The 24960-nt window shown below is 70.9% G+C and carries 16 protein-coding genes; 6 read left to right on the top strand and 10 right to left on the bottom strand.

Annotated features, from left to right (window positions below):
• The first annotated feature begins 285 nt into the window (after nt 1-285).
• Both ABTX18_RS03210 and ABTX18_RS03205 read left to right on the top strand, forming a co-directional pair.
• Nucleotides 286-2310, top strand: coding sequence for a pectinesterase family protein (locus tag ABTX18_RS03210; protein WP_503061088.1), 2025 nt, complete (start codon nt 286-288; stop codon nt 2308-2310).
• A 274-nt stretch (nt 2311-2584) separates the two neighbouring features.
• Complete coding sequence (locus ABTX18_RS03205) at nt 2585-3592, top strand: LacI family DNA-binding transcriptional regulator (RefSeq protein WP_352120998.1); 1008 nt, start codon at nt 2585-2587, stop codon at nt 3590-3592.
• A 99-nt stretch (nt 3593-3691) separates the two neighbouring features.
• Here the strand turns inward: ABTX18_RS03205 and ABTX18_RS03200 are convergent, their stop codons facing one another.
• The 7 genes from ABTX18_RS03200 to ABTX18_RS03170 all read right to left on the bottom strand — a co-directional run bounded on the left by ABTX18_RS03200 (nt 3692) and on the right by ABTX18_RS03170 (nt 14873).
• On the bottom strand, nt 3692-4405 hold the full coding sequence (locus tag ABTX18_RS03200; protein WP_352120997.1) for a glycoside hydrolase family 12 protein: 714 nt from the start codon (nt 4403-4405) through the stop codon (nt 3692-3694).
• 41 nt (nt 4406-4446) lie between these two features.
• Complete coding sequence (locus ABTX18_RS03195; RefSeq protein ID WP_352120996.1) at nt 4447-6702, bottom strand: glycosyl hydrolase family 95 catalytic domain-containing protein; 2256 nt, start codon at nt 6700-6702, stop codon at nt 4447-4449.
• Nucleotides 6699-8675, bottom strand: a complete 1977-nt coding sequence (locus tag ABTX18_RS03190) for a beta-galactosidase (protein WP_352120995.1) — start codon at nt 8673-8675, stop codon at nt 6699-6701. The genes ABTX18_RS03195 and ABTX18_RS03190 overlap by 4 nt, the downstream gene beginning before the upstream one ends.
• A gap of 16 nt (nt 8676-8691) precedes the next feature.
• Entirely contained in the window at nt 8692-10932 is a 2241-nt protein-coding gene (locus tag ABTX18_RS03185; protein WP_352120994.1) for a beta propeller repeat protein, read from the bottom strand.
• Between the two features lie 68 nt (nt 10933-11000).
• A complete protein-coding gene (locus ABTX18_RS03180; RefSeq protein ID WP_352120993.1) occupies nt 11001-11972 on the bottom strand; it encodes a carbohydrate ABC transporter permease in 972 nt (323 codons plus the stop codon).
• Complete coding sequence (locus tag ABTX18_RS03175; RefSeq protein ID WP_352120992.1) at nt 11969-13099, bottom strand: ABC transporter permease; 1131 nt, start codon at nt 13097-13099, stop codon at nt 11969-11971. Before ABTX18_RS03175 ends, ABTX18_RS03180 begins: the two co-directional genes overlap by 4 nt.
• A gap of 100 nt (nt 13100-13199) precedes the next feature.
• Nucleotides 13200-14873 (bottom strand): extracellular solute-binding protein, encoded by a 1674-nt coding sequence (locus ABTX18_RS03170; protein WP_352120991.1) that lies wholly within the window; start codon nt 14871-14873, stop codon nt 13200-13202.
• A 458-nt stretch (nt 14874-15331) separates the two neighbouring features.
• Here ABTX18_RS03170 and ABTX18_RS03165 point away from each other — a divergent pair, with 458 nt between their 5' ends.
• Together ABTX18_RS03165 and yicI are read left to right on the top strand one after the other, a co-directional pair.
• A complete protein-coding gene (locus tag ABTX18_RS03165; protein WP_352120990.1) occupies nt 15332-18205 on the top strand; it encodes a glycoside hydrolase family 3 C-terminal domain-containing protein in 2874 nt (957 codons plus the stop codon).
• Between the two features lie 67 nt (nt 18206-18272).
• Nucleotides 18273-20549, top strand: a complete 2277-nt coding sequence (gene yicI / locus ABTX18_RS03160; RefSeq protein ID WP_352120989.1) for an alpha-xylosidase — start codon at nt 18273-18275, stop codon at nt 20547-20549.
• Between the two features lie 95 nt (nt 20550-20644).
• Here yicI and ABTX18_RS03155 read toward each other — a convergent pair whose 3' ends face one another.
• The 3 genes from ABTX18_RS03155 to ABTX18_RS03145 all read right to left on the bottom strand — a co-directional run bounded on the left by ABTX18_RS03155 (nt 20645) and on the right by ABTX18_RS03145 (nt 23783).
• Nucleotides 20645-21181: a DUF4232 domain-containing protein gene (locus tag ABTX18_RS03155; RefSeq protein ID WP_352120988.1), complete on the bottom strand. Its 537-nt coding sequence runs from the start codon at nt 21179-21181 to the stop codon at nt 20645-20647.
• A 169-nt stretch (nt 21182-21350) separates the two neighbouring features.
• Nucleotides 21351-22718: a cytochrome P450 gene (locus tag ABTX18_RS03150; RefSeq protein ID WP_352120987.1), complete on the bottom strand. Its 1368-nt coding sequence runs from the start codon at nt 22716-22718 to the stop codon at nt 21351-21353.
• A gap of 171 nt (nt 22719-22889) precedes the next feature.
• Nucleotides 22890-23783 carry an alpha/beta fold hydrolase gene (locus ABTX18_RS03145; protein WP_352120986.1) on the bottom strand — a complete coding sequence of 298 codons (894 nt, stop codon included), beginning with the start codon at nt 23781-23783 and terminating at the stop codon, nt 22890-22892.
• A gap of 90 nt (nt 23784-23873) precedes the next feature.
• Between ABTX18_RS03145 and ABTX18_RS03140 the strand changes: the two genes are divergently transcribed.
• A complete protein-coding gene (locus tag ABTX18_RS03140) occupies nt 23874-24353 on the top strand; it encodes a MarR family winged helix-turn-helix transcriptional regulator (RefSeq protein ID WP_352120985.1) in 480 nt (159 codons plus the stop codon).
• A 2-nt stretch (nt 24354-24355) separates the two neighbouring features.
• A complete protein-coding gene (locus ABTX18_RS03135) occupies nt 24356-24925 on the top strand; it encodes a TetR/AcrR family transcriptional regulator (protein ID WP_352120984.1) in 570 nt (189 codons plus the stop codon).
• Nucleotides 24926-24960: the final 35 nt, after the last annotated feature.

Below are 24960 nucleotides of genomic sequence, written 5' to 3'. Positions count from 1 at the left end.
CCGGAAAGCGGCGAGAAGCAGGGGGCACGGCCCCCGAATGCGCAGGCCCTGTTCCTCGGCGAGGAGCAGGGCCTGCTCCATGAGCACCGCCGTCGCCTCGTCCGCCGCCGGGCGTCTCATCCGGACGGCAACCTTTCGGCCACCGGCGGCAACCCGTACCTGAACGTCACATCTCCTCAAAGGGACTGGTCTCAGGTCATGACAGCGGATCGCCGAACGGCCCAGCACGCCCCCCACAAGCCGACAGGCGGCAGCCACCGCAGCCGCACCCGCAGAACCCGGCCGATGCTCGTCGCAGCGGTCGCCACCGCCCTGGCGGCCGGGATCGCCGCCACCACCGCGACCGGCCTGCCCGGCACGCAGGACGCCACGGACGTCAGTGCCGCCCCGGCGGCCGCCACCCCGGCCCGGGCCGACGAGGCCGCCGACGGCTTCGCCTCGGTCGACGCCCTGGGACAGGACGGAACGTACGGAGGACGCGGCGGCGCGACCGTGACCGTGCGCACCCTCGCCGACCTGGAGAAGTACGCGACGGCGACACAGCCCTACGTCATCGTCGTCGCCGGGGCCATCACCATGGACCCCAAGGGCAAGGAGATCAAGGTCGCCTCCGACAAGACGATCATCGGCTCCGGCACCTCGGGGCACATCGTCGGCGGCGGTTTCTTCCTCGGCCAGGGAGTGCACAACGTCATCATCCGCAACCTGACGATCCGGGACTCCTACGCCGGGACCTGGAACGACAAGGACCACGACTGGGACGCCATCCAGATGGACGGCGCCCACCATGTGTGGATCGACCACAACGACCTGCGGAACATGGCCGACGGGCTGATCGACAGCCGCAAGGACACCACCTACCTCACCGTGTCCTGGAACCGGCTCCAGCACGACAACAAGGCCTTCGGTATCGGCTGGACCGAGAACACCACCGCCGACATCACGATCCACCACAACTGGTTCCACGAGACCGAACAGCGCAACCCCTCGACCGACAACGTGGCCCACGCCCACCTGTACAACAACTACCTCCAGGACGACCCGGGCACCGCCATCACCGCCAGCTACGGCAACTACGCCCGAGGGCACACGAACATGGTCCTGGAGAACAGCTACTTCGACGGGCTGAACAACCCCGTCACCCGGGACAGCACCGCCACCCTCGTCCAGCGCGGCAGCGTCTTCGCGGGCACGAGTGGGCGCAACGAGAGCGGCGGCGGAGCGTCCTTCGACCCGCGCGGCTTCTACGCCTACACCCTCGACCGCGCCGCGGACGTGCCCGCGCTGGTGAAGGCGGGCGCGGGGCCGCGCGCCACCATCGGGACCACCGCCACCACCACCGCAGCGGCCGCGAAGACGCTCACCGTGGCCAAGGACGGCAGCGGTCAGTACCGCACCGTCCAGGCCGCCGTGAACGCGGTCCCCGCGGGCAACACGGCCAGGACCGTCATCGCCATCGCGCCCGGCACGTACCGCGAACTGGTGAAAATTCCCTCGACCAAGCAGAACGTCACCCTCCAGGGCACCGGACCCAGCCGCAAGAGCACCGTCATCGTCTACAACAACGCCTCCGGCACCCAGAAGCCCGACGGGTCGGGGACGTACGGCACGGGCGGCAGCGCGACCGTCGCCGCCGAGGCGGACGGTTTCCAGGCCCGCAACCTCACCATCGCCAACGACTTCGACGAGGCCGCCCACCAGGACATGAACGGTCAGCAGGCGGTCGCGCTGCGCACCGCGGCCGACAAGGTGTTCCTCGACTCGATCATCGCCGAGGGCGATCAGGACACCCTGCTGCTCGACACCGCCGCCAAGGACAAGCTCGGCCGCGTGTACATGAAGAACTCCTATGTCGTCGGCAACGTCGACTTCGTCTTCGGCCGGGCAAGCGCGGTCATCGACGCCTCGGTCATCACGCTCAAGAAGCGGTGGGACGGCAGCTCCGCCGGATACATCACCGCCCCGAGCACGGCCGCCGGCCGCAAGGGCTTCCTCATCAACGACTCCACGTTCAACGGAGACGTCTCCGCCGCCACCTTCTACCTGGGGCGTCCCTGGCACGCCGGTGGCGACGCCACGCTCGACCCGATGACGACCGTCCGCGACACCACCCTGAGCGCCGCGATCCGGCCGGCGCCCTGGACCGACATGAGTGGCTTCTCCTGGAAGGGCGACCGGTTCGCGGAGTACCGCAACGACGGGCCGGGGGCCGGGAAGGCCGGCAGCGACCGGCCGCAGCTCAGCGACGACGCGGCGGCCGGGCAGGAGGTCGCCGACTGGCTGGGGGGCTGGACCCCGTCGGCGTCCTGAGCCGCTGAAGCTCCTGGGGCATACTCGTGGCGGCAGCCGATACGGCTGCCGCCACGACCGGCGGGGAGACGAGTCTCCTCGAAGGGGGCTGTCGAAGCGCTTCGACAGCCCTATGGACACGCTGTGCAGGCAGGTCTAGGCTCGCACCATCCAGCACGGCGCAGGCGGACAGGACGAAGTCGAAGCGCTTCGCCGCATCCGGCCCAAGCTGCCGATGCAGGCCGGTCCCCGTGCCGGTGTCAGACGATGTCCCCTTGATGGAGAGCTGAGCCGTATGGTCACCCTTGCCGAGGTCGCGCAGCACGCCGGAGTCTCCGCGAGCACGGTGAGTTACGTCCTCAGCGGGAAGCGGTCCATCTCGGTGTCCACCCGGGAGCGGGTGGAGCTGAGCATCCAGCAGCTCGGCTACCACCCCAACGCCGGCGCGCGGGCGCTCGCCAGCAGCCGGACGAACATCATCGCGCTCATGGTTCCGCTGCGCACCGACATGTACGTCCCCGTGATGATGGAGATCGCCATCGCGGTCGCCACCACGGCCCGCGCCCACGGCTACGACGTCCTGCTCCTCACCGGCGAGGAGGGCCCCGCGGCGGTCCGCCGCATCGCCGGCAGCTCGCTCGCCGACGCGATGATCCTCATGGACGTCGAACTCCACGACGAACGGCTGCCGCTCCTGCGCGACACCGACCGGGCCGCCGTGCTCATCGGGCTCCCCGCCGACACCGACGGACTGACCTGTGTGGACCTCGACTTCGAGGCGACCGGCGCGCTCTGCGTGGAACACCTCGCCGGACTCGGCCACCGCGAGGTCGCCGTGATCGGCGAGGCGGCCGCGGTGTACGAGCGGCACACCGGATTCGCCGAGCGGACGGTCGACGGCATACGCGCCAAGGCGCAGGAGGCCGGGGTGCGTGTGCTGCACCGGCCCTGCGAGGGCGGTTACGCGGCGATGGCGCAGACCCTGTCGCGGATCTTCGACGAGCGCCCCGGCACCACCGGGTTCATCGTCCAGAACGAGTCGGCGGTGGAGCCGCTGCTCAATCTCCTGCGCCAGCAGGGCCGGGCGGTGCCCGAGGACGTGTCGGTGGTCGCGATCTGCCCCGAGCAGGTGGCCTCCCAGGCGTCGGTGCGGCTGACCTCCGTGGCGATTCCCGCTCAGGAGATGGGGCGCCGCTCGGTCGAGCAGGTCGTCGCCAAGCTCTCCGGCCGCGGCACGGACGAAGTCGAGCTGCTGGGACCCGAGTTGACGGTACGGGAGAGCACCGGGCCCGCCCCGAGGTAGTGCCTCGCGCGAAAGGAGCCGGCCCCGTGCGGGGCCGGCTCCTTTCGCGTACGGACTAGGGCCTCTCGTTTGGATCCGGCCTGATCCAAACGAAAGACCCTAGCTGGAGGAGACGCCGAACGCGTTCGTCCGGAAGTCCAGGCCGCCCGACGACGACGTGATCTCGTAGCCGAACTGGACGTCACCGATGGTCTCGTTGCCCCACCAGCCCTTGGTGTCCTTGATCCACTTCAGGATCGGCAGGATGTTCACCGTGCCCGAGGCGGAGTCCGAGGTGCGCAGGAACGAGAAGACCTGGTTGGCCCCGTTGTCGCCCTTGTAGACGGTCCAGGTGTGGCCGCCGAGCGTCACGTTCCCCTGCGAGGTGCCCAACGGGCCCACGGCGCCGTTGTAGTTGACCCAGAGCATGACCTCGTAGTCGTAGTCGCTGTCCCAGATGTCGTACGAGGTGTTGTACGCACCCGACGACGGGACGGTGACGTTGTACGTGCTGGTGAGCGACCGCAGCGAGGTGATCGACTTGTTGACGACCTTCTTGGCGTTGGGGTACGACTTGATGCCGCCCGTGTTCGGGTGGTCGGCCCAGACCCCCCAGTTGCTGGAGGAGTTGGCCCAGATGGACTGTGCGCCTGCGCCGGAGCCCCAGATGTTGTTGTAGAGGGTGTAGCCGTCCGAGGTGGTGTAGTTGCCCCACTGGTCCGAGGAGGACCAGATCGCGGCCTGGGCGGGGGCGGCGGCGAAGCCGATGAGGGCCGCCACTGCCGTGGCCGGGGCCAGTACGAACCTGCTGAGGGAGCGGGTGCGTTGTGCCATGGGTGTCCCTTCCATGGTGGGGGGATGGGGTGGGGGGAGCGCTACCGCGGCCCCAGTTCGAGGACGCGGTCCACGCCGGCCGTCAGTTCCAGCGGGGCTGGGGGCGGGTCGGCGGAGTCATGGGTGAGGGTGTGCCCGTCGCCCGTACGGAGGTCGATCCGGGCATCACGGGTGGGGTGGAGCACCGCGGTGGCGGCGCCGTCGGCGGACCAGCGCAGATCCAGCGAGGCGCCGAACCGAGTGCGCACACCGCGCAGTTCACCGCTCGGGCAGCCGGAAAGAGGTGCGGGTAGCAGGACCAGCCGGTGGGGTGTCGACTGGACGAGCGACTCGATGACGGCCGCGGGCAGCGCGTGGGCGGCGTCCGCGTTGTAGACGTTGCGGGACGGATAGTGGGCGCTCATCAGCGAGTCGTGGAAGAAGTCGCCCGCCAGTACGGCGTCCAGGGCCGCCGAGACGCGCGCGCCGTCCCGTAGCCGTGCCGCGATCAGCGCGTGGTGCAGATGGCCGTGGGCGGAGTCGTTCTCCGACCCGCGCAGCTCCAGCGCGCGGTGTGCGGCGGTCGCGAGCTCCGGGGTGTCGTACGGATTGATGACGTCCAGTGGCCACACCGGGTAGAGGTGGCTGAGGTGGCGGTGGTCGTACGTCTCCGCCAGCCCCGGCCACGCCCATTCGGCGAGCGCGCCGTCCTCGTTGACCCGGTACGCCGGGAGCCGGTCCGCGAGTGCCCGCCGCCGGGCGGAGGACGGGGCGGCGGGGGAGTGGTCGGCCGACGTGGTGAGCGCGTGGCGGGCCGCCGCGAGGTCCATCGTCGCGTTCACCGTCCCCCAGCTCGCGTTGGCCGGACGGTTCTCCGGTGAGTACGAGGGAACGACGGCCACCGTGCCGTCCGGCGCGGTGCGGGTCAGGAAGTCCTCGTAGAACTGGGCGGCTTCGTGGAGCGCGCCGATGAGCCGGGGATCCGTCGCCCCGCTCGTTTCGGCGTGCTCGATCAGGGGTTCCAGGAGCCAGTCCGCACCCGCCGTCCACAGGTGCAGCGGGTAGGCGCGCTGGTAGTGGCGGGTGTGGCCGGACTCGCCGTCGGTGTGAGACGGGGCGACGATGCCCCGCGCACCGAAGATCGCCCTGGCGTTGTCGCGCCAGTCGGCCAACTGCCCGTACACCAGGGCGGCGTGCGCCTCGGACACCTCGGGCAGTGCGGCGGCCGCCGCCGAGGCGATCTGGAGGTTGAGATTGGCGTTGGTGGTGAACGCCCCGGACCAGGCGGTGTCCCAGTCGCCCGTCCACAGGCCGGTGAGCCGGGGTGGCAGGACGCCGGAGGCCGAGTACAGGTGGTAGCGCCCCGCCGCGAACAGCCGCTCCAGCAGGGCGGGGCTGCCCGGCCGGCGAATCAACTCGCTGCCGGGGAGCGTGCGTTCCGCCGGATCGGCGTCCAGGGTCAGGGAGGCCCGCTGGAAGGCCGGGGTGTGCAGGCTGCAGTGCCGGGCGAGCAGCGTCGCGTAGTCGTCCGCCGGCAGGGCGGCGCACTCCGCCGCGACGTCGAGGTTCCCCGCGTGGCGCCGCACCCGGGTGAGCAGGAGCAGGCTGCGGGCGCCCTCGATCCGGAAGCCCTCGCCGGAGACGGAGACCTTGCCGCCCTCCGTCCGGACCACGGTCACGCCCGTGTAGGCGAGGTCGCTGTCCGGGTAGCCCGCCCGCAGCGTCAGCCGGCCGCCGTCGGGCGTCAGCACGGCGCTGCGTCCGAGGGCCAGGTGCGGCGGGGCGCCCGGCAGCGCGTGGTCCAGAGCCAGGTCCACCGCGGGCCCGGGGTCGGTGACCTGCTGGACGATGATGTCGTCGGCGCGGGAGACGAAGACCTGGCTGCGCCGGCCCTCGCACACCGCCGTGATCTCGCCCGTGGCGAAGTCGACCGTACGGCGGTAGCCCGGGGGCACCTCCGTGCCGGAAGAGGAACCGGCCGAGGTGTCGGATACGGGCCGGATCCTCGTCTGGAACGCCGGATGGAAGGGCTGCACCCACACCAGCGGGCGGCCGTCACCGAACCCCTCGGCGGCCCTGGTGTCCCCGGCGAGCAGCGCGCTCTGCAGCCGGTCCAGCCGGTCCGCGAGCTCGGGCGGACGCAGGTGCTCGCTGCCGTTGGGCCGGACCAGGGTGTGGTGGTTGACGACGACCCGGTCATCGGCCGGGTCGCCGTACACCATCGCCCCGTGCCGGCCGTTGCCGCCGAGGAAGGCGTCCTCCCAGCGGGTGGCGGGGCGTGGCTCCCACGTGCCGTCGATGTGCGTGCGGACGGTCATGGCGCGGCGCTCCGCAGCACGGCCACGCCGTGGCGGCCCAGCTCCACCCGGCCGTCGGCCGTCGAGCCGGTCAGCAGGTCCTCGTACGCGCCCGGGACGGTCACGGTGACGGTGTCCCGGCCGTGGTGCAGCAGGAACAGCAGGTCACCGCGGCGGACCGCCTCCACGCCCTCGGGCAGCCCGGCCAGCACCGGCTCCACGCCGGCCTCCCGCACCACGTCGCCGAGCAGCGCCCGCAGCGCCGCCGGCTGCGGCAGCGTCGACAGATAGTGCGCCCTGCCCCTGCGCAGCACCGCGGGCAGCCCGGCCAGCTCGCCGTCGCGGTAGGCGGCGACCACCTCGGTGCCCTCCGTGGCCTCCAGCTCCTCCGACCACAGGGTGCCGTTGAAGCCGTCGCACGCCACGGCCGCGCCCGCGTCCAGCGGCCACCACTCGTGGAGCGTACGGATCCCGAACAGCTCGCGCAGCCGCGCGTCCATGCCGCCCGGACGGATGCGGTCGTCCACGTCCGCGATACCGCTGAAGAAGCCGCAGACCAGCGGCCCGCCGCCCTGCGCGTACGCCACGAGATTGTCGACGGCCTCGTCCGTGAGCAGATACAGATGAGGCACGGCGACCGCCTTGTACCGGCTCAGGTCGGCGTCCGGGCGGGCGAAGTCGGTGGCGACGCCGTTCTCCCACAGCGCCCGGTGCCAGCGCTGGACGACCTCGGTGTAGTCCAGCAGCGAGGACGGCCTGCCCTCCTGCGCACCGGCCCACCACGAGTCCCAGTCGTGCAGGATCGCCACATCGGCCGGTACGTCACTGCCGCCGACGGCCGGGCCGATCGTGGCGAGTTCCGCACCCAGGCGCCTGATCTCCCGGAACGTGCGGCCCTGTTCGCCGGCGTGGGTGAGCATCCCGGAGTGGAACTTCTCCGAGCCCTGTCGGGACTGCCGCCACTGGAAGTAGCACACGGCGTCGGCGCCGCGCGCCACGGCCTGCAGCGACCAGAGCCGGTTCAGGCCCTCGGGCTTGGGGTGGTTGACGCCCCGCCAGTTGACCGGACCGGCCGCCTGTTCCATCAGCATCCACGGGCCGGCGGCCTGCGAGCGCGTCATGTCGGCGAGCATCGCGTTGTACTGGCCGCCCTGTGGGTCCCGGGGGTCCGGATAGATGTCGACGGAGACGATGTCCTCCTGCGCCGACCAGGCCCAGGCGTCCTGGCCCGACCACAGCGGCATGAAGTTCGTCGTCACCGGAACGTGCGGGGTGTGCCGGGCGACGATGTCGCGCTCGGCGACGTAACACTCCATCAGCGCGTCGGAGGTGAACCGCTTGAAGTCCAGCACCTGTGCCGGATTCTTCATGTACTGCGCCTTGCGCGGCGGCAGGATCTCCGTCCAGGAGTCGTAGCGCTGACTCCAGAACGCCGTCCCCCACGCCTCGTTGAGCGCGTCGACGGTGACGTAGCGGCTGCGCAGCCAGCGGCGGAAGTGAGCGGCCGTCTCGTCGCACCAGCAGTGGGTGCAGTACTCGTTGTTGATGTGCCACACGGTCAGCGCCGGGTGGTTCGCGTACCGCGCCGCGAGGTCCTCGGTGAGGGCCGCGGCGTAGCGCCGGTAGACCGGGGAGCTGGCGCAGAACTGCTGGCGCGAGCCGTACCAGACGACCGAGCCGTCCTCCGTGCGCGGCAGGGTCTCCGGGTGCCGGGCCCCCATCCAGGGCGGCGGGGACGCGGTCGGAGTGGCGAGAACGACGCCGATGCCGTGTGCGTGCATCAGCTCCATCAGCCGGTCCAGCCAGCCGAACTCCCGGGCGCCCGGACGCGGTTCGATCTTCGCCCAGGAGAAGACGCCGAGGGTGACGGAGTTGACCCCGGCCTCCTTCATCAGCCGGGCGTCGTCCTCCCACACCTCCTCGGGCCACTGCTCGGGGTTGTAGTCGCCTCCGAAGAGGATGCGGCCACGGGCTGCGTCGCGCAGGGACGGCATGGGCGTGTCTCGATTCTTACTTCGGGTCTGCGTACTGGATGCCGCGGCCGTTGGTGCCCAGATAGACACGGCCGTGGAGGCGGGGGTCGCCGGTGATCACTTCGCCGGTCCAGCCCCACTGGTGGGAGTCGTCGTTGATCCGCACCCAGGTGGCGCCCGCGTCGTCGGAGCGCAGCACCGCCACGCCGTCGTGCGTCGCCGAGACCCTGCCGGTCTGGAAGACGGCCGGGTAGCCGGCGCCCGGCCGCTTACGGCCCCGCACGGGCGCCGCCTTGCCGAATCCGAGGGCGTGCGAGGCCTGGCAGCCGGCCACCGGCGTGAACGTCAGCCCGCCGTCCGTCGAGCGGAACAGCCCGTTGTCCTTCGCGGAGAGCCACAGGTCGCCGCTGCGTCCGGGCGCCGCCGCCACCTTGAACTGCACGTCGCCGGACGGGAGTCCGCTCGCGCCCCGGGTGAACGTCGCCCCGCCGTCCGTCGAGCGGAAGACCGCGCCGGTGTCGGTGTCGTAGACGTAGAACCGCCGCGGGTCGAGCGGATCGGCCACGGGGGTCGCGCCCTTGGGGAACGTGGCGACCTCGGTCCAGCTCGCGCCGCCGTCGGTGGAGCGGTGGGCCGGGTACTTGGTGCCGTCCCAGTGGACGAACGACCAGAGCAGCACCGACCCGTCGGCGGAGACCGCGACCGGCCCGGGGGCGGAGGCGGCGATCTCCGGCTGGGAGGCGAAAGGCTGCCAGGTCCGGCCGCCGTCGTCCGAGGACGCCCCGGCGGACGTCGATCCCGACGGCCAGCCCGTCCGTACGACGTACGAGGGCTTGAGCGCGGCCAGGGCGAGCCCGGTGGCCGTGCCGAAGACCGGGTTGGTGGCCATGCCGCGCGAGGGGGAGGAGGTCAGCGAGTCGTGGTACATCACCCCGATGTCGCCCAGGCCGCTGAGGAGCCGGGCGCCCTTTGTGGGCGGGGCGACGAGGAAGCGTACCGACGTCTCCTCCAGTCCCCGGATCTCCGGGGCCCAGTGGACGAGGTCGCGGGTGCCGAAGAGCGTCGCGCCGGTCCCGTAGACGATGTGCCGTGAGTCGAACGGGTCGACGGCCACGGCCTGGATCCACCAGCCGAACTTGGGCTCCCCGCCCCAGCGGAGATACGGGGTCTCCGCGACGTCGAGGACCGCGGTGTCCTTCAGCGAGTTCCAGGTGGCGCCGGCGTCGGTGGAGCGGAACACCGTGTCGATCTGCGACCAGCGGTTGTTGGTCGTGACGACGAGGGTGCCCGTGCGCCGCGCGTCGACCGCGACACCGCCGTAGCCGAAGCCGTCACCGGCAGCGGCGTCGGGCTTCACCGGGGTCACCTCGTTCCAGGCGCCCGTCACCGTGTCGAGCCGGTGCACGGAGCCGGCGGACTGCCCGTTGGGGCCCGGGGCGTCCGCGTAGGTGACGTACAGCGCCCGGCCGCGCGCGTCGTACGCGGCCCGGACCGGCACCTTCGTCGCCGCGCTCCCGGACGGCTGCCCGGGGACGGCCTCCCAGCCGCCGGAACCGTCCGTACGGTAGAGCGCGCTGCCGCCGTCGCCCCAGCCCGCGTACACCGACCGGCCCGCCGCGACGAGGAACATCACGCCCTGGCCGCTCGCCGAGGCGGTGGCGGGGAAGTCGACGGGTGCCCAGGTCGCACCCCGGTCGGTGGAGCGCAGCAGCCCGTCGTGCCGGGTGCCGAGCCACAGCGTGTCGCTGTCCCGGGGGTCCACGAGCAGCCGCTCACCGGCGCCGCGCCCGTCCTCGTTGGCGCCCAGACGCGCCGTCAGGTCGGCCCGCTGCCAGGTCGCCCCCCGGTCCTCGGAGCGGAGCACCGCACCGGGGCTCGCCCAGGACTGGGCGTACGTACCGCAGGCGAGGTAGAGGCGGTCCGGGTGCGCCGGGTCGACGGCCAGGGCCTCGATGCCGAGCAGGTTCCAGTCGTCCCAGCCGAGGTGGTCGGTGAGCGGGGTCCAGCGGGCCTTGGCGTCGTCCCAGCGGTAGGCGCCGCCGATGTCGGTGCGGGCGTAGGCCAGGCCCTTGACCGACGGGTGGAACAGCACGCCGGTGATGAATCCCGTCCCCCCGATCGCGGCGGTCCGCCAGCGGTGCGGCTCGGCCGTCCCGTCCCCGTGGTGGGCCGAGGCGGCGGCGGGGCCCGCGGCCGGCAGGGCGACCGCCGCGGCGGCGACGGCCGCGGAGGCGAGCACGGTTCTGCGGCTGGGTGCGGACGCGGACGAAGTGCGCATGGCGAACACCTTCCGGACAAGGACAAAAGGGAGACGGGGGAGAGGCAGGAGCGGGGGCGGGTGGCGGATCAGCCCTTCACGGCGCCGGTGAGCATGCCCTTCTGGAAGTGCTTCTGGACGAACGGCGACAGGATCGCGACCGGGATCAGGGCGAGGATCATGACCGCCATCTGCACGGCGAGGCTGTTGATCGTCCCGTTGCTGACCGCCGCGCCCATGGCCCCCGGGGGCACCTGGTGCTGGAGGACCAGCTGACGCAGGATCATCTGCAGCGGGTACTTGTCACTGTCCTGGATGTACAGCATCGCGTTGAACCACTGACTCCAGTAGCCGACCGCGTAGAACAGCGAGATCACCGCGATCACCGCACGCGACAGCGGCATGATGATCTGGAGCAGGATGCGCCACTCGCCGGCACCGTCGATGCGGGCCGCGTCGATGAGTTCGGGCGCGGTGTCCATGAAGAAGCCGCGCAGCACCAGCACGTTGAAGACGCTGATCGCGCTGGGCAGGATCATCGACCAGTAGCTGTCGCTCAGACCGATGCCGGTGACCAGCAGGTACGTGGGGATGAGGCCGGCGCCGAAGAACATCGTCGCCATCAGCGTCATCAGCAGCGGACGGTGGGCGAAGGAGTCGCGCCGGCTCAGCCCGTACGCGCAGAGGATCGAGACGACCATGCTGACCGCCGTGCCGACGACGGTGAGGCCCACGCTCACCGCGGCCGCGCGGGTCACCGCGCCCCCGCTGAGGAGCTCCTTGTACGCGACGAAGGTGATGCTCTTGGGCCAGACGACCAGACCGCCCGCGTCGTTGATCGCCTTGGTGTCGGAGAGGCTGGTGACGAGCACCACCCAGATCGGGATGATCACGATCGCGCAGATCGCGAGGAGACCGAAGCCCTTGAAGGCGAGTCCCGCCTTGGTCGGCTCCTCCTCCCATACGGGGCGGGGTTCGATCCGCAGGGCGCGCTGAAGTGGAGTCTCGGCGCGCGGAGCGGGCTCTGCCGGGTCCTTCTCAAGTTCCAGGAGAGTTGTCATTTCTTGGAGTACACCCCCTGCTCGCCCAGCATGTGGGCGACCTTGTTGGCACCCAGCACCATGGCGACGCTGAACAGCCCCTTGAAGATTCCGGCGGCGGCCGCGTAGCCGAAGTCGCCTGTCTTGATGCCCGTCCACCAGATGTAGGTGTCCAGGATTTCCGAGGCCCCCGCGCCCACCTGGTCGCGCTGGAGCAGGATCTGCTCGAAGTCGAGGTTCAGCGCGCTGCCGACCCGCAGGACGAGCAGGAGCGCGATGACGGGACGCAGCGCGGGCAGCGTGACGTGCCACATCCGCCGCCAGCGGCCCGCGCCGTCGACGGCCGCGGCCTCGTACAGATCGGTGTTGACGGCCGCGAGCGCGGCGAGGAAGACGATCACACCCCAGCCGGCGTCCTTCCACACGGCCTGGGCGGAGACCAGGAACTTGAAGAAGCCCGGGTTGGTCATCAGGTCGAAGCCCTCGTGACCGTGTTCGCGCGCCCACTGGGCGACGAGTCCCGCACCGCCGAACATCTGCTGGAAGACGGTGACGACGAGCACCCAGGAGAAGAAGTGCGGCAGATAGACGACGGCCTGGACCCAGGCCCGGACCCGCGCGCTCATGATCGTGTTGACCAGCAGCGCGATGGCGATCGGGATGGGGAAGAACAGGACGAGCTGGGTGACGAAGATGACCAGCGTGTTGATGAGGACTTCCCAGAAGCGGTAGTCCTCGAAGATGCGGGTGAAGTTGTCGAACCCGACGAACGGGCTGCCGGTGATGCCCAGGTCGTACACGTCGTAGTCCTGGAAGGCCACGATGTTCCCGAGCAGCGGGATGTAGTTGAAGAGCAGCAGCAGTCCGATGGCCGGCAGCGTCATCAGCACCAGGGTGCGGTCGCGCCGCAGCCGTTGGCGCCAGGTGATGCCGCCCGCCAGGGGTCCGGTGCCCGCCGGTCCGCTCTTCGCCGACGCCTTCTTCGACGTCACCTTCTTCGCCGTGCGGGATCCGCGTGCGCCGATCGCACGGGACCTGTCCGTGCGTGTGCCGCCCGCGTCGTCCGTGCCGTCACCGCCGCCGGCCGGGATGCCGGCCCCGTCGGAGGTGCGGTCCGGGTCGGTCGTGACCGTGGCCCGTGGCTTCACCGTGTGCTCCCCATGTCGTGCTCTCCGCCCCGGCCGCCGGGCTTCCTGCGCCCGGCGGCCCTTGTGCTGTGCTGCGTACGGTCGGTGTGCGTCGTACGCGTCAGACGCCGGAGCCGTTCTTGTCGAGGATGTCCTGGTACCAGTCGCGCAGCTTGTCGCCGCCGCTCTTCTTCCAGGTGTTCACGGCCTCGTCGACGTCGCTGACCTTCTTGCGGCCGCGGCGGATGTCCTTCTGGAGGTCGTCGAAGGGCGTGTAGAGCGAGGCGTACCGCTGCGGCTCGACGACCTGCATGCCGAAGAACATGGGCTTCTTGACGTTCGGGGCCTGGCGCGCCATCCAGCCGGCGTAGTCCTTGGCCAGCTGCGGCTGGTCCGGGTAGGCGATGACGTGGGGCGGTGAGGCGAGGAACAGGAAGGTGGAGGGCTGCGACTCCTGGACACCCTGCGGGGTGTAGGTCGGGGTCCCGTCCTTGATCGTGTAGTGGGTGCCCTTGACGCCGTAGTTGGTGAGCATGAACTCCTCGGTGCCGAACGGCGCGGCGGCGTAGTCGGCGATCGCGAGGAACTCCTCGATCTTCTCCTTCGGCAGCTTCTTGCTGAGGAAGGTGAAGATGCTGGCCGGGTCGGACTGCCACAGGGTCGGCTTGCCGCCGTCGGCGCTGAAGAAGTCGAGCGCCTGCATGTCGAACTTGGGGTTCGCGGCCGCCTGCTCGGTGACCATGCCCTTCCAGCCGCCGGTGCCGTCGTTGTACATCAGGGTGTGACCGCTGGTGAAGCGGATCTTGGCGTCGGCGTCCTTGCCGGCCTCGGCGTCCGGGTGGACGTACCCGCCGTCGTGGAGCTTGCGGGCGAAGGCCAGCGCCTCGCGGTACTCCTTCGTCTCGATCTTGTGGACCAGCTTGCCGTTCTCCAACTGCCAGTAGTGCGGCGCGTCGGGGAGCACACCGAAGATCATCTGGATGCAGGTCCAGAGGTCGTCGAAGGCCCAGACCTTCTGCTTGGGGGCGGTGTGCTCCTTGCCGAAGGCCAGCAGGTCGTCGGCGCTGGCCGGTACGGCCCCGGAGCCGATCAGGTCCTTGCGGTAGAAGAGCGCGTTGCCGATGATCGACGTCGGCATGGGCAGGCCGCGCAGCTTGCCGCCGAAGACGGAGTACTGCCAGGCACCCGTGGGGATGTTCGCCAGGTTCGGGTACTTCTTGGCGGCGTCGCCCGCCAGGTAGGGGGTCAGGTCCGCGAACTTGGCGGTGATCGCGTTGCGGATCTGCCCCTGCATGTTCCAGCCGGGGATCGTGACGACGTCCGGGATGTCCGAGCCGGCGAGGACCGCGCCGATCTTGTCCTGGTACGTGTTGCCGTCCTGCGGGTCGAAGTTGAGCGTCGCGCCGACCGCCTTGTTGACGGCCGTGTAGTACGGGTTGTTCTTCTTCGGGACGGTGCCCCACAGCGGCGTCATGACGCGGAACGCCGAGCCCTTGCCCGGGACCGACTTCACGGAGACGACCAGCGGGTCCGGGAGCTTGGTGAAGCCGGGGCTCGATCCGTTGACGCCCGGGACGTCGGGCTGGACCAGGTTCAGCGGGGCGTAGGACGGCACGACCTTCTTGAGTGCCTTGCCCGTTGTCGTGCCTTCCTTGTCCTTCGACCCGGAACCGGACCCGCCGCACGCGGCGAGCAGCGGGACCCCGCCGGCCACGGCGACCGCGGCGACCGCGCCCGTGGCGAGGAAGCTTCTCCGGCTCGGAGCCGTGGAGGAGGGGGTGGAATTCGGCGTCATTGCGTCAACCCTTCGAGGCGCACCAGGACGACACGTGGCGGGCGACCGCCGCTCGGTTCCTGTGTCTGAGGTGGAGCGTTGCTGACTGGGCCGGCGTGACCGGCCGCAGGTGAAGCGGTTCAACAGGGAAGCGGCAGAACCTGTCGCCGTCCCGGGGAGATCACGGGCGCCGGGCGCCCCATCGAAGCTCCGTCGAAGCGCTTCGATGTTGCAGCGAGGTTAAGTGAAGGGCTCCGGCCGCACAAGAGCCCGTTTCCAGATTCCTCCGACCTGTTTCCGAACCGTTTCCTGGCGCATTGACGGGTTGTCGCGTACGGAGGTTGCGGGCGGGGCCTTGACATTGGCGGTGTTGGGCACGGAGCATCGAAGCGCTTCGAAAGATCTTCCCGGGCCTCCTCGCCTGCTCGTCCGAGGCTCTGACGCCGGAATACCTCCCACCTCTCCAAGGGGACCCGCACGTGACGGAACAACCGCAGCCCTTCCGCGACCCGCAGCTGCCCTTCGCCAAGCGCGTCGACGATCTGCTTCAGCGGCTGACTCCCGACGAGCGCATCGCGATGCTGCACCAGTTCGCACCGGCGGTGGACCGGCTCGGGCTCGGCGCCTTCCGGACCGGCCAGGAGGCCCTGCACGGCGTCGCCTGGATGGGCCCCGCGACGGTTTTCCCGCAGGCCGTGGGGCTCGGCGCCACCTGGAACGGTGAACTGGTGCGCCGGGTCGGCGAAGCCGTCGGCAACGAGGTCCGCGCCAAGCGCGCCCAGGACGACCGCGTCGGCCTCAACGTCTGGGCCCCGACCGTGAACCTGCTGCGCCACCCGCTCTGGGGGCGCGGCGAGGAGGGGTACTCCGAGGACGCCGGGCTGACCTCCGCCATCGCGGTCGCGTACACCCGGGGGCTGCGCGGCGACCACCCGCTCTACTGGCGGACCGCCCCCGTCCTCAAGCACTGGCTCGCCCACAACAACGAGACCGACCGCGACACCACCTCCTCGTCGGTCCGCCCTCGGGTCCTGCACGAGTACGACCTCAAGGCCTTCCGCGACGCCGTGCGGGCGGGTGCGGTGGCCGGGGTCATGCCGGCGTACAACCTGGTCAACGGGCGGCCCAACCACCTCTCGCCGCATCTGTCGCAGCACCTGCGCAGCTGGACCGACCGGTCGCTGGTCGTCTGCTCCGACGCCGGGGCGCCCTCCAACCTCGTCGACTCCGAGCACTACTTCGACACCCACGAGGAGGCCACGGCCGCCGCCCTGCGCGCGGGTGTCGACAGCTTCACCGACCACGGCCAGGACTCCGACATCATGACCGGCCGCATCCGCGGCGCCCTGGAGCAGGGCCTCCTCGACGAGCACGACATCGACACGGCCGTCCGCCGGCTGCTCGAGCTGCGCTTCTCGCTCGGCGAGTTCGACCCGGAGGCCGATCCGTACGCGAACACCACGGACTTCGACACCGAAGAGCACCGGGCACTCGCCCTGGAGGCCGCCGAGCAGGCGGTCGTCCTGCTCAAGAACGACGGCCTGCTGCCGCTGGACCCCGCCGCCGGAAAGACCGTCGCCGTCGTCGGGCTCCTCGCAGACGCCTGCAAGCTCGACTGGTACAGCGGCTCGCTGATCCACCGCTCCACCCCGCTCGACGGGCTCCGGGAACGCTTCGGGGCGGAGCACGTCGTGTACGCCGAGGGCGTCGACCTGGTTCGGCTGAAGTGCGCGGAGGGTTGGCTGCAGATCCCCGCCGCGGACGAGAGCCAGGAGCCGGTGCGCGGCGCGGAAGGCGCCCTCGACCCTGCGCTCCTCGCCGGCCGCACCGACCTCCCGCCGCTGACCTGCGGGGACACCCCGTCCGAGCTGGCGCTCGTGGACTGGGGCAACGGCGTGATCACCCTGCGCGAACCGGCCGGCCGCTACCTGTCGGTCGCCGAGGACGGCTTCGTACGCGCCTCCGCCGACGAACCGGGCGGCTGGATCGTCCAGGAGACGTTCCGCTGGGAAGCGGTGGAGGGTCATGCCGGCGGTCACCGCCTTCTGCACGTGGGAACGGGTAGGTATGTCTCTGTCGCCGCCGACGGCGTAAAGGTTGCCGCCCCCGGCGAAGAGATCTCCGGCTCCGCCGACGCCCTCGGAACGGTCTTCGAGATGGAGGTGACCGAGCGCGGTGAGGACGCCGTCGCCCGTGCGGCGGCAGCCGCCGACGTCGTGATCGTCGTGGCCGGGAACGACGCCCACATCAACGGCCGGGAGACCGAGGACCGCACCACCCTCGACCTCCCCGCCCAGCAGGAGCGCCTGTGGCGCGCCGCCCACGCCGCCAACCCGCGCACGGTCCTCGCGGTCACCTCCGCCTACCCGTACGCCCTCACCGACGCGGCGGCCACGCTTCCCGCACTGCTGTGGACGGCCCACGGCGGACAGGCCGCCGGAACCGCGCTCGCCCGCGTCCTCGCCGGCGACGTCTCCCCGGCGGGCCGCCTCCCGCAGACCTGGTACACGTCCGACGCGGAGCTGCCCGGGCTGCTGGACTACGACATCATCGGCTCCCGCCAGACCTACCTCTACTACGAGGGCGCCGCGCTCTACCCCTTCGGCCACGGCCTCTCGTACAGCGAGTTCGCCTACAGCGCCCTGAACGCCGAGCGCGACGGCGACCTGGTGCGGGTCTCGCTCACCGTCACCAACACCGGGGCCCTCGCCGCCGACGAGGTCGCGCAGTTGTACGTGCGCGCGGTGGCCCCGTCCGTCGTCCGGCCACTGCGCCAGCTGGCCGGGCACCGCAGGCTGCGCCTGGCGCCCGGCGCCGCGGAGCGCGTCGACTTCCTCGTCCCCGTCACCGAGCTGGGCCACTGGGACGTGGCGCACGGCCGCTGGACCGTCGAGCCCGGCTCGTACGAGATCCAGGCGGGAGCCTCCAGCACGGACATCCGGCTCGTCACCGTCGTCGAGGTCGGCGGCGAACCGTCCGGCCCGCGCCCCGTCCTCGTACGGGGTCTGGAAGCGGCCGACTACGACGAGCAGCTCGGTACCGAGATCGTCGACCGGACGAAGGTGGACGGTGACGCGGTCACCGCGGTGGCCGAGAGCAACGAACTCCTCTACCGGCGCTGCGACTTCGCCGCCGGAGTGCGGGACGCCGAGGTGCTGGCCTCGGGGGAGGGCGCCGTACTGATCACCGCCGGCGGGACCACGGTCACCGTCCTGGTCGCCGCCACCGACGGACCGTACGACTACCGCACCGTGCGGGCCGGTCTGGACGCCTCCGGCACCGGAGACCTGCGCATCACCCTGCGCGGCACCGTGCGCCTGGCCCGGATCACCTTCACCGGGGACAGCGAGTGAACCGCACCGCTCCGCGCCCGCGCGTCCCCGCCCCTCACCACCCCGTTGCCCCCGGCAAGGAGTCCGCATGAAGTTCACCGACGGCTTCTGGCTCATGCGTGAGGGCGTACGCGCCTCCTACGCGACCGAGATCCGCGATCTGCGTGTCGGCGACGGCCAGTTCACCGCCTACGCGTCGGTCAAGCACGTCGCCGAGCGCGGCGACACGCTCAACACGCCCCTCATCACCGTCGACTGCTTCTCCCCGGCCGAGGGCATCATCGGCGTCCGCACCACCCACCATGCCGGACGGGTGAACCGCGGACCCGACTTCGCCCTCCCCGGCCTCGATCCGGCAGCCGCCGGAGCCCGCACCCGCCGCCACGGGGCGGTCACCGAACTGACCAGCGGCCCGCTGACCCTGCGCATGGACGGCGACGGCGCCTGGGGCCTGACCTTCCTCGACGCGGACGGCCGACGCCTCACCGGGGTCGACGCCAAAGGCACCGCCTTCGCCACCACCCCCGACGGCGCCCACCACATGATCGCCCAACTCGCCCTGGACGTCGGCGAGAACGTCTACGGCCTCGGTGAGCGGTTCACCCCGTACGTCAAGAACGGACAGACCGTCGACATCTGGCAGGCCGATGGCGGCACCAGCAGCGAACTGGCCTACAAGAACATCCCGTTCTACCTCTCCTCGCGCGGCTACGGCGTCTTCGTCAACCACCCGGGCAAGGTCTCCTTCGAGGTCGGCTCGGAGTCCGTCGGCCAGGTGCAGTTCAGCGTCGAGGACCAGTCGCTGGAGTACTACATCGTCGCCGGGCCGACGCCCAAGGAGGTGCTGGCCCGCTACACCGCGCTCACCGGCCGCCCGGCCCTCCCGCCGGCCTGGTCCTTCGGCCTCTGGCTCACCACCTCCTTCTGCACCGCGTACGACGAGGAGACCGTCACCTCGTTCGTCGACGGCATGGCCGAGCGCGACATCCCGCTCTCCGTCTTCCACTTCGACTGCTTCTGGATGCGCGAGTACCAGTGGTCGGACTTCCTCTGGGACCCGGACGTCTTCCCCGACCCGGAGGGCATGCTGGCCCGGCTCAAGGAACGCGGGCTGCGGATCAGCATGTGGATCAACCCGTACATCGCCCAGAAATCAGCCCTGTTCGCCGAGGGGGCCGAACTGGGCTACCTGGTGCGCCGGCCCAGCGGCGACATCTGGCAGTGGGACCTCTGGCAGCCCGGCATGGCCCTGGTCGACTTCACCAACCCCGCCGCGCGCGAGTGGTACAACAGCAAGCTCCGCCTCCTGCTCGACCAGGGAGTCGACTGCTTCAAGACGGACTTCGGCGAGCGCATCCCCACCGACGTCGTCTGGCACGACGGCTCCGACCCCGAGCGCATGCACAACTACTACGCGCAGATCTACAACCGCACGGTCTTCGAACTCCTGGAGAAGGAGCGCGGCCACGGCGAAGCGGTGCTCTTCGCCCGCTCGGCGACGGCGGGCGGCCAGCAGTTCCCCGTGCACTGGGGCGGCGACTGCTTCGCCTCCTTCACGGCGATGGCCGAATCGCTGCGCGGCGGCCTCTCGCTGTCCCTGTCCGGCTTCGGTTTCTGGAGCCATGACATCGGCGGCTTCGAAGGCACGCCCGACCCGGCGGTCTTCAAGCGCTGGCTCGCCTTCGGCCTGATGTCCTCGCACAGCCGGCTGCACGGAAACGTGTCCTACCGGGTGCCGTGGGCGTTCGGCGAGGAGGCGGTGGACGTCGCCCGGAAGTTCACCCTGCTCAAGCACCGGCTGATGCCGTACCTGTACGGGGCCGCGGCCACCGCCCACCGCACGGGTATCCCGATGATGCGCCCCATGCTGCTGGAGTTCCCCGGCGACCCGACGACCCGGATGCTGGACCGCCAGTACATGCTCGGGCCGGACCTGCTGGTCGCACCGGTCTTCACGGAGGACGGCCAGGTCGAGTACTACGTCCCCGAGGGCGACTGGACCGTCCTGCTGACCGGTGAGACCGTCACCGGGCCGGTCTGGCGCCACGAGACCCACGGCTTCGACAGCCTGCCGGTCCTGGTGCGCCCGGGTGCGGTGCTCCCGTGGGGCGCCGACGACCAGCGCCCAGACGGCGACTGGCTGGACGGGCTCACGCTGCGGGTCTTCGGCGGGGCGCCCACCGGTGACGGTACGTCCGTCACGGTGCCGGACCTGACGGGCGCGACGGCCGCCGAGTTCCGGGTGGTGCGCGAGGGGGAGACCCTGACCGTCACCGCGCAGGGCACGGACCGCCCCTACCGCGTGGTCGCGGAGGCGACGGGGGCCACGGCGGAGGGGACGGGGACGGTGACGGTGACGGTGTAGGGCGGCTGCGGGCGGGGGGCTGACAGTCGCGGCTCCCCGCCCGGCTGCGGGGCGGGGCCATGTCCGCCATGGACCCCGCCCCGCTTCTCCGCCGCTCAGCGCGTCGCCGCGGCCAGGGCCCGGTCCGCGGCGCCCCGCGTGGTGTGCCAGAGGGTGGTCACCGGCTCCCACACCCGGATCCCGCGGTCCATGCCCACGGCGGCCGCACCGAAGGTGACCCCGTAGTGCGCCGGGTCCGCCGCCACGGAGAGGCTGCGGACGACATGACCCTGGCGAGTGCCGCGCTCCGCCGTGCGCACGGCGCCGTAACCGCGCTCGCCCGGCGACAGCACATAGGGACCGCTCCCGGCCGGCGGGACGGGCTGGGCCGAGCCGTCGAGGCCCCGGAAAGTGACCGTCGGGATGCGGTCCACCACGCAGGCGCGGCCGCCCCGGTTGGTCACGGCGATCCGCGCCACGTTGCGGTGCCCGCCGGGCGAGGCGGAGATCCTGAGGGACTTCTCCTGGCAGTGCGCCGGGCGGACCGACGCCCCCTGGGCGGTCGCGGCGGCGGTGGCCGACGCTCCGGTGACCGTCAGGGCCAGGGCGGCGGCCGCGGTGAGGACGGCGGTGAGAGTGGAGCTCGGACGCATGATGCTTCTCCCCTTGGATCGACAGCCTGCGGTCGTGACCGGAGGGCCCCGGCGGCCGGAACGGCCGCAAGGGACATTCTGAACGTTATGCCCGGTTCATGGCGATAGATCGGACATATCGGTTCAGCATCTGTCGCTCCATAGCTCCACAGCTCCATCGCACCTCTCGCTACCGCGCCCGGACCGTGGCCATCACCTCGCGGTCCGGTTGCAGCGTCAGCGTCGGCACGGGGTTGACCGTGCCCGGATCGACGTCCAGCTCGAAACGCCGCGCGAGCACCGCCAGGATCAGCACCGCCTCGACCATCGCGAACCGCGTGCCCAGGCAGACCCGGGGGCCGCCGCCGAACGGGAACCACGCGTACTCCGCGATCTCGTCACCCGTCTCCGCGTCCCAGCGCTCCGGGCGGAACTGCTCCGGCTCGGGGAACCACCGCTCGTCCCGGTGCGTGGCCCACTGGCTGCTCCACACCCTGGTGCCCTCCGCGATCGGCAGGCCGCCGATCCGCGCCCCCTCCTTCGCGACCCCGGTGACCAGCCAGATCGTCGGGTAGAGCCGCAGCGTCTCCTTGACCACCGCCTGGGCGTACGTGAGCTGCGCGTAGTCGTCGAATCCCGGTTCGCGGTCACCGAGGACCCGGTCCAGCTCCGCGGCCAGGGCGGCGCGTGCCCCGGGGTTGCGGGAGAGCAGGTACCAGGCCCACACCAGCGTCGAGCTGGTCGTCTCGTGACCCCCGATGTACAGCGTGACCGTCTCGTCGCGGATTTCCCGGTCGTCGAGCTTGGCGCCCGTCTCGTCGACGGCGGTGAGCAGCCGGCTGAGCAGGTCGGGGCGCTCGTCCCCGCCGTCACGGTGCCGGGCGACGACCCGGGCGACCTCGGCGTCGATGACCGCGGCGGCCTTCCTGATCCTGGCCCGGCCGGGGGTCGGCACCCAGTCGGGCAGCAGCGCTCCGATGCCCGCGAACTCCTTGCCGATCTCCGCCTGGGCCACATCCATGGCCCGGCCCATCGCGTCGGCGTCGGCGGGGGTGTCGACGCCGAAGATCGTACGGACGGCGATCTTCTGCGTCAGCGCCGCCATCTCCCGCTTGATGTCGATGCGTTCGCCGCCCGACCAGGTGTCCGCGAGCTCCACCGTGCTGCCCGCCATGGTCGCCGCGTACGACCGCACCTGCTTGGGCCGTACGGACGGCTGCACGAGCGACCGCTTGCGCCGCCACTCGGTCCCGCGTGCCACCACGACGCCGTTGCCCATCACCGTACGGAACGCGATGCCGAGCGCGGGCTGGTCGAAGGTGCGTTCCGTCTCGGTGAGCAGCTCGCCTATGCACTCCGGATCGGCCACGAACAGGCAGGAGTTGGGGCCGAAGCGCCACTGGACCAGATCACCGTGGGAGCGCAGCCGCTCGAAGAACGCCAGGGGGTTCTTCCCGAACTGCGGCATGTTCCCGAGGAAGGGGAGCCCCTTCGGGCCCGGGACGATCCTGTGGCCGCGCGGCGCGGCATCGACGGCCGGGCCGGTCTCCGTGGACATGAAAGGTCTCCGCTCTGACGGTCAGGCCGGCCGGACGCCCGCCACCGGCCTTGTGGAGTACGTGAGTTGCCGAGGTTAGTCGTGCAGGGTGCCGGAGCACGAGGCGGCCGTGCGTCGCTGTGGAGCTCAGGTGGCTGTCGTGCCGGGCTTGAGCCGAGGGTTCCGAAATGATCAGTTGTGGTCGACTTCGCCGGTGAATTCCAGGAACGTGGCCGCGAGTGCTTCAGGGGCTTCCTGCGCGATGAGGTGGCCGACCCCCTCAAGTTGCACCGCGGTGACCTCGCCTGCGGACACCTGCCGGAAGGTCGTCTCGGTGATTTTTCCGTGGCCGGCGCCCTCGACGGTGAGTACGGGGACGGTGATCGGGTGCGAGGCGGCCAGGGCCCTGGTTGCGGCTCCGTCGGTGAAGACGCCTCGGTAGAGGCCCTCCGTACCTCGCCAGGCGTTCGGTCGCGCGTAGCTTCGAACGAACTCGTCGATGTCGCTTTCGTCGATGGAGCCAGCTGTCCCGTTCATCAGCGGGAACGCCCAGTCGGCCAGGAGGGCGCGCTCATGGCCCGGAAGGAGCATTCCGGGTATGCCCGGAGCGCCGAGGAACCCGACATGCCAGGAACCGTGGTTGTTCACGTCGGCAAGGGCCTCGAATCCGAAACCGGCCAAGGCGGTCTCGACTCCGGTGAAGCTGACGACGTCCTCGGGGTGTGTTGCCGCGAAGCGGAAGCCTGTGCCGCCGCTTATGTCCTGACAGAGGAGGTGGACAGGACCCGCGCCGATGTGCTGGACGAGATGGTGCAGGTCCTCGGCTGCGACCGCCTCGCCGTACTCGGTGTCGGCGTTGCTGGAGTCGCCGAATCCGCGGAGGTCGAGGGCGAAGACGCGGTGCGCCCGGGCGAGCAGCGGAATCAGCTTGCGGAACGCCCACCAGGTCTCCGGCCAGCCGTGCACCAGCAGGACCGGAGAACCGTGGGTGCCGGCGGACACGTAGTGCAGTCGCGTTCCGTTGACGTCCGCGAGGTGATGCGTGACGCCGGGAACGGTCGCACCGGAGGGTGTGATGGTGGGCACGAGATACTCCCGAAGTAGGCAACCTGGTTGCCCTTCAAAGTAGGCAACTGGGTTGCGTACGTCAAGTGTGGCTGGCCGTATGCTGGCCGCATGTCCAGATCAGGCGCCGATCTCGCCCTGCTCCTGCTCGCCGGTTTCCGCACTCTGGCGGATCGAGCCACGGCCGAGCTCGCCGAGCGCGGATACGAGGACGTACGGCCGGTGCACGACTTTGCCCTCCACGCGATTGTGTCCGGCGCCGACAGTGCGACCGAACTGGCCCGCAGGATGTCGGTGACGAGGCAGGCGGCCGCCAAGACGATCGCCGCACTGGAGGAACGCGATTTCGTCGTGCGCCAGACCGACTCCGCCGACCGGCGGCGGGCGCGCATTCGCGTCACCGAGCGCGGACTCGCGATGATGCGACAGGGCGAGGAGATCTTCGACGAGATGCGTGAGCAGTGGGAGAAGCAGGTGGGCGCGGCCTCGGTCTCGGCGCTCGAAGCTACTCTCCGGTCGCTCGTCGGGGACAATGCCGTCCGGCTCGATTCGCCGGGTTGGATCGCGCAGGACCCAGAGGGAGATCGCTGACCATGGTGCGTGCGGGGCTGACCGCGGAGCGTCTGACCCGGGCGGGGGCGGAACTGGCCGACGAGGTCGGCTTCGACCAGGTGACCGTCTCGGCGCTCGCCCGCCGGTTCGACGTCAAGGTCGCCAGCCTGTACTCGCACGTGAAGAGCTCGCACGACCTCAGGACCAGGATCGCCCTGCTCGCCCTGGAGGAACTCGCCGACCGCGGCGCGGCCGCTCTGGCGGGCCGGGCCGGCAAGGACGCCCTGGGCGCGTTCGCCGACGTGTACCGCGACTACGCCCGTGAGTATCCCGGCCGTTACGCCGCGGCCCAGTACCGGCTCGACCCGGAGGCGGCCGCCGCCAGTGCCGGTGGACGTCACGCGCGGATGACCCGGGCGATCCTGCGCGGCTACGACCTGACCGAACCGGATGAGACGCACGCCGTCCGGCTGCTGGGCAGCGTCTTCCACGGCTACGTCAGCCTGGAGATGCAGGGCGGCTTCAGCCACAGCGCCCCCGACTCCCAGGAATCCTGGTCCCGCATCGTGGACGCGCTCGACGCCCTGCTGCGGAACTGGCCCGCGCCGTGACCGCTGCGCCGGCCCGATCGTTCGCGCCCTGACCG

This window comes from Streptomyces sp. NPDC096323, from assembly GCF_040302845.1.
GTDB lineage: Bacteria > Actinomycetota > Actinomycetes > Streptomycetales > Streptomycetaceae > Streptomyces.
The sequence above is the reverse complement of the archived record's forward strand: the minus strand, read 5'-3'. Positions and strand labels throughout refer to the sequence as shown.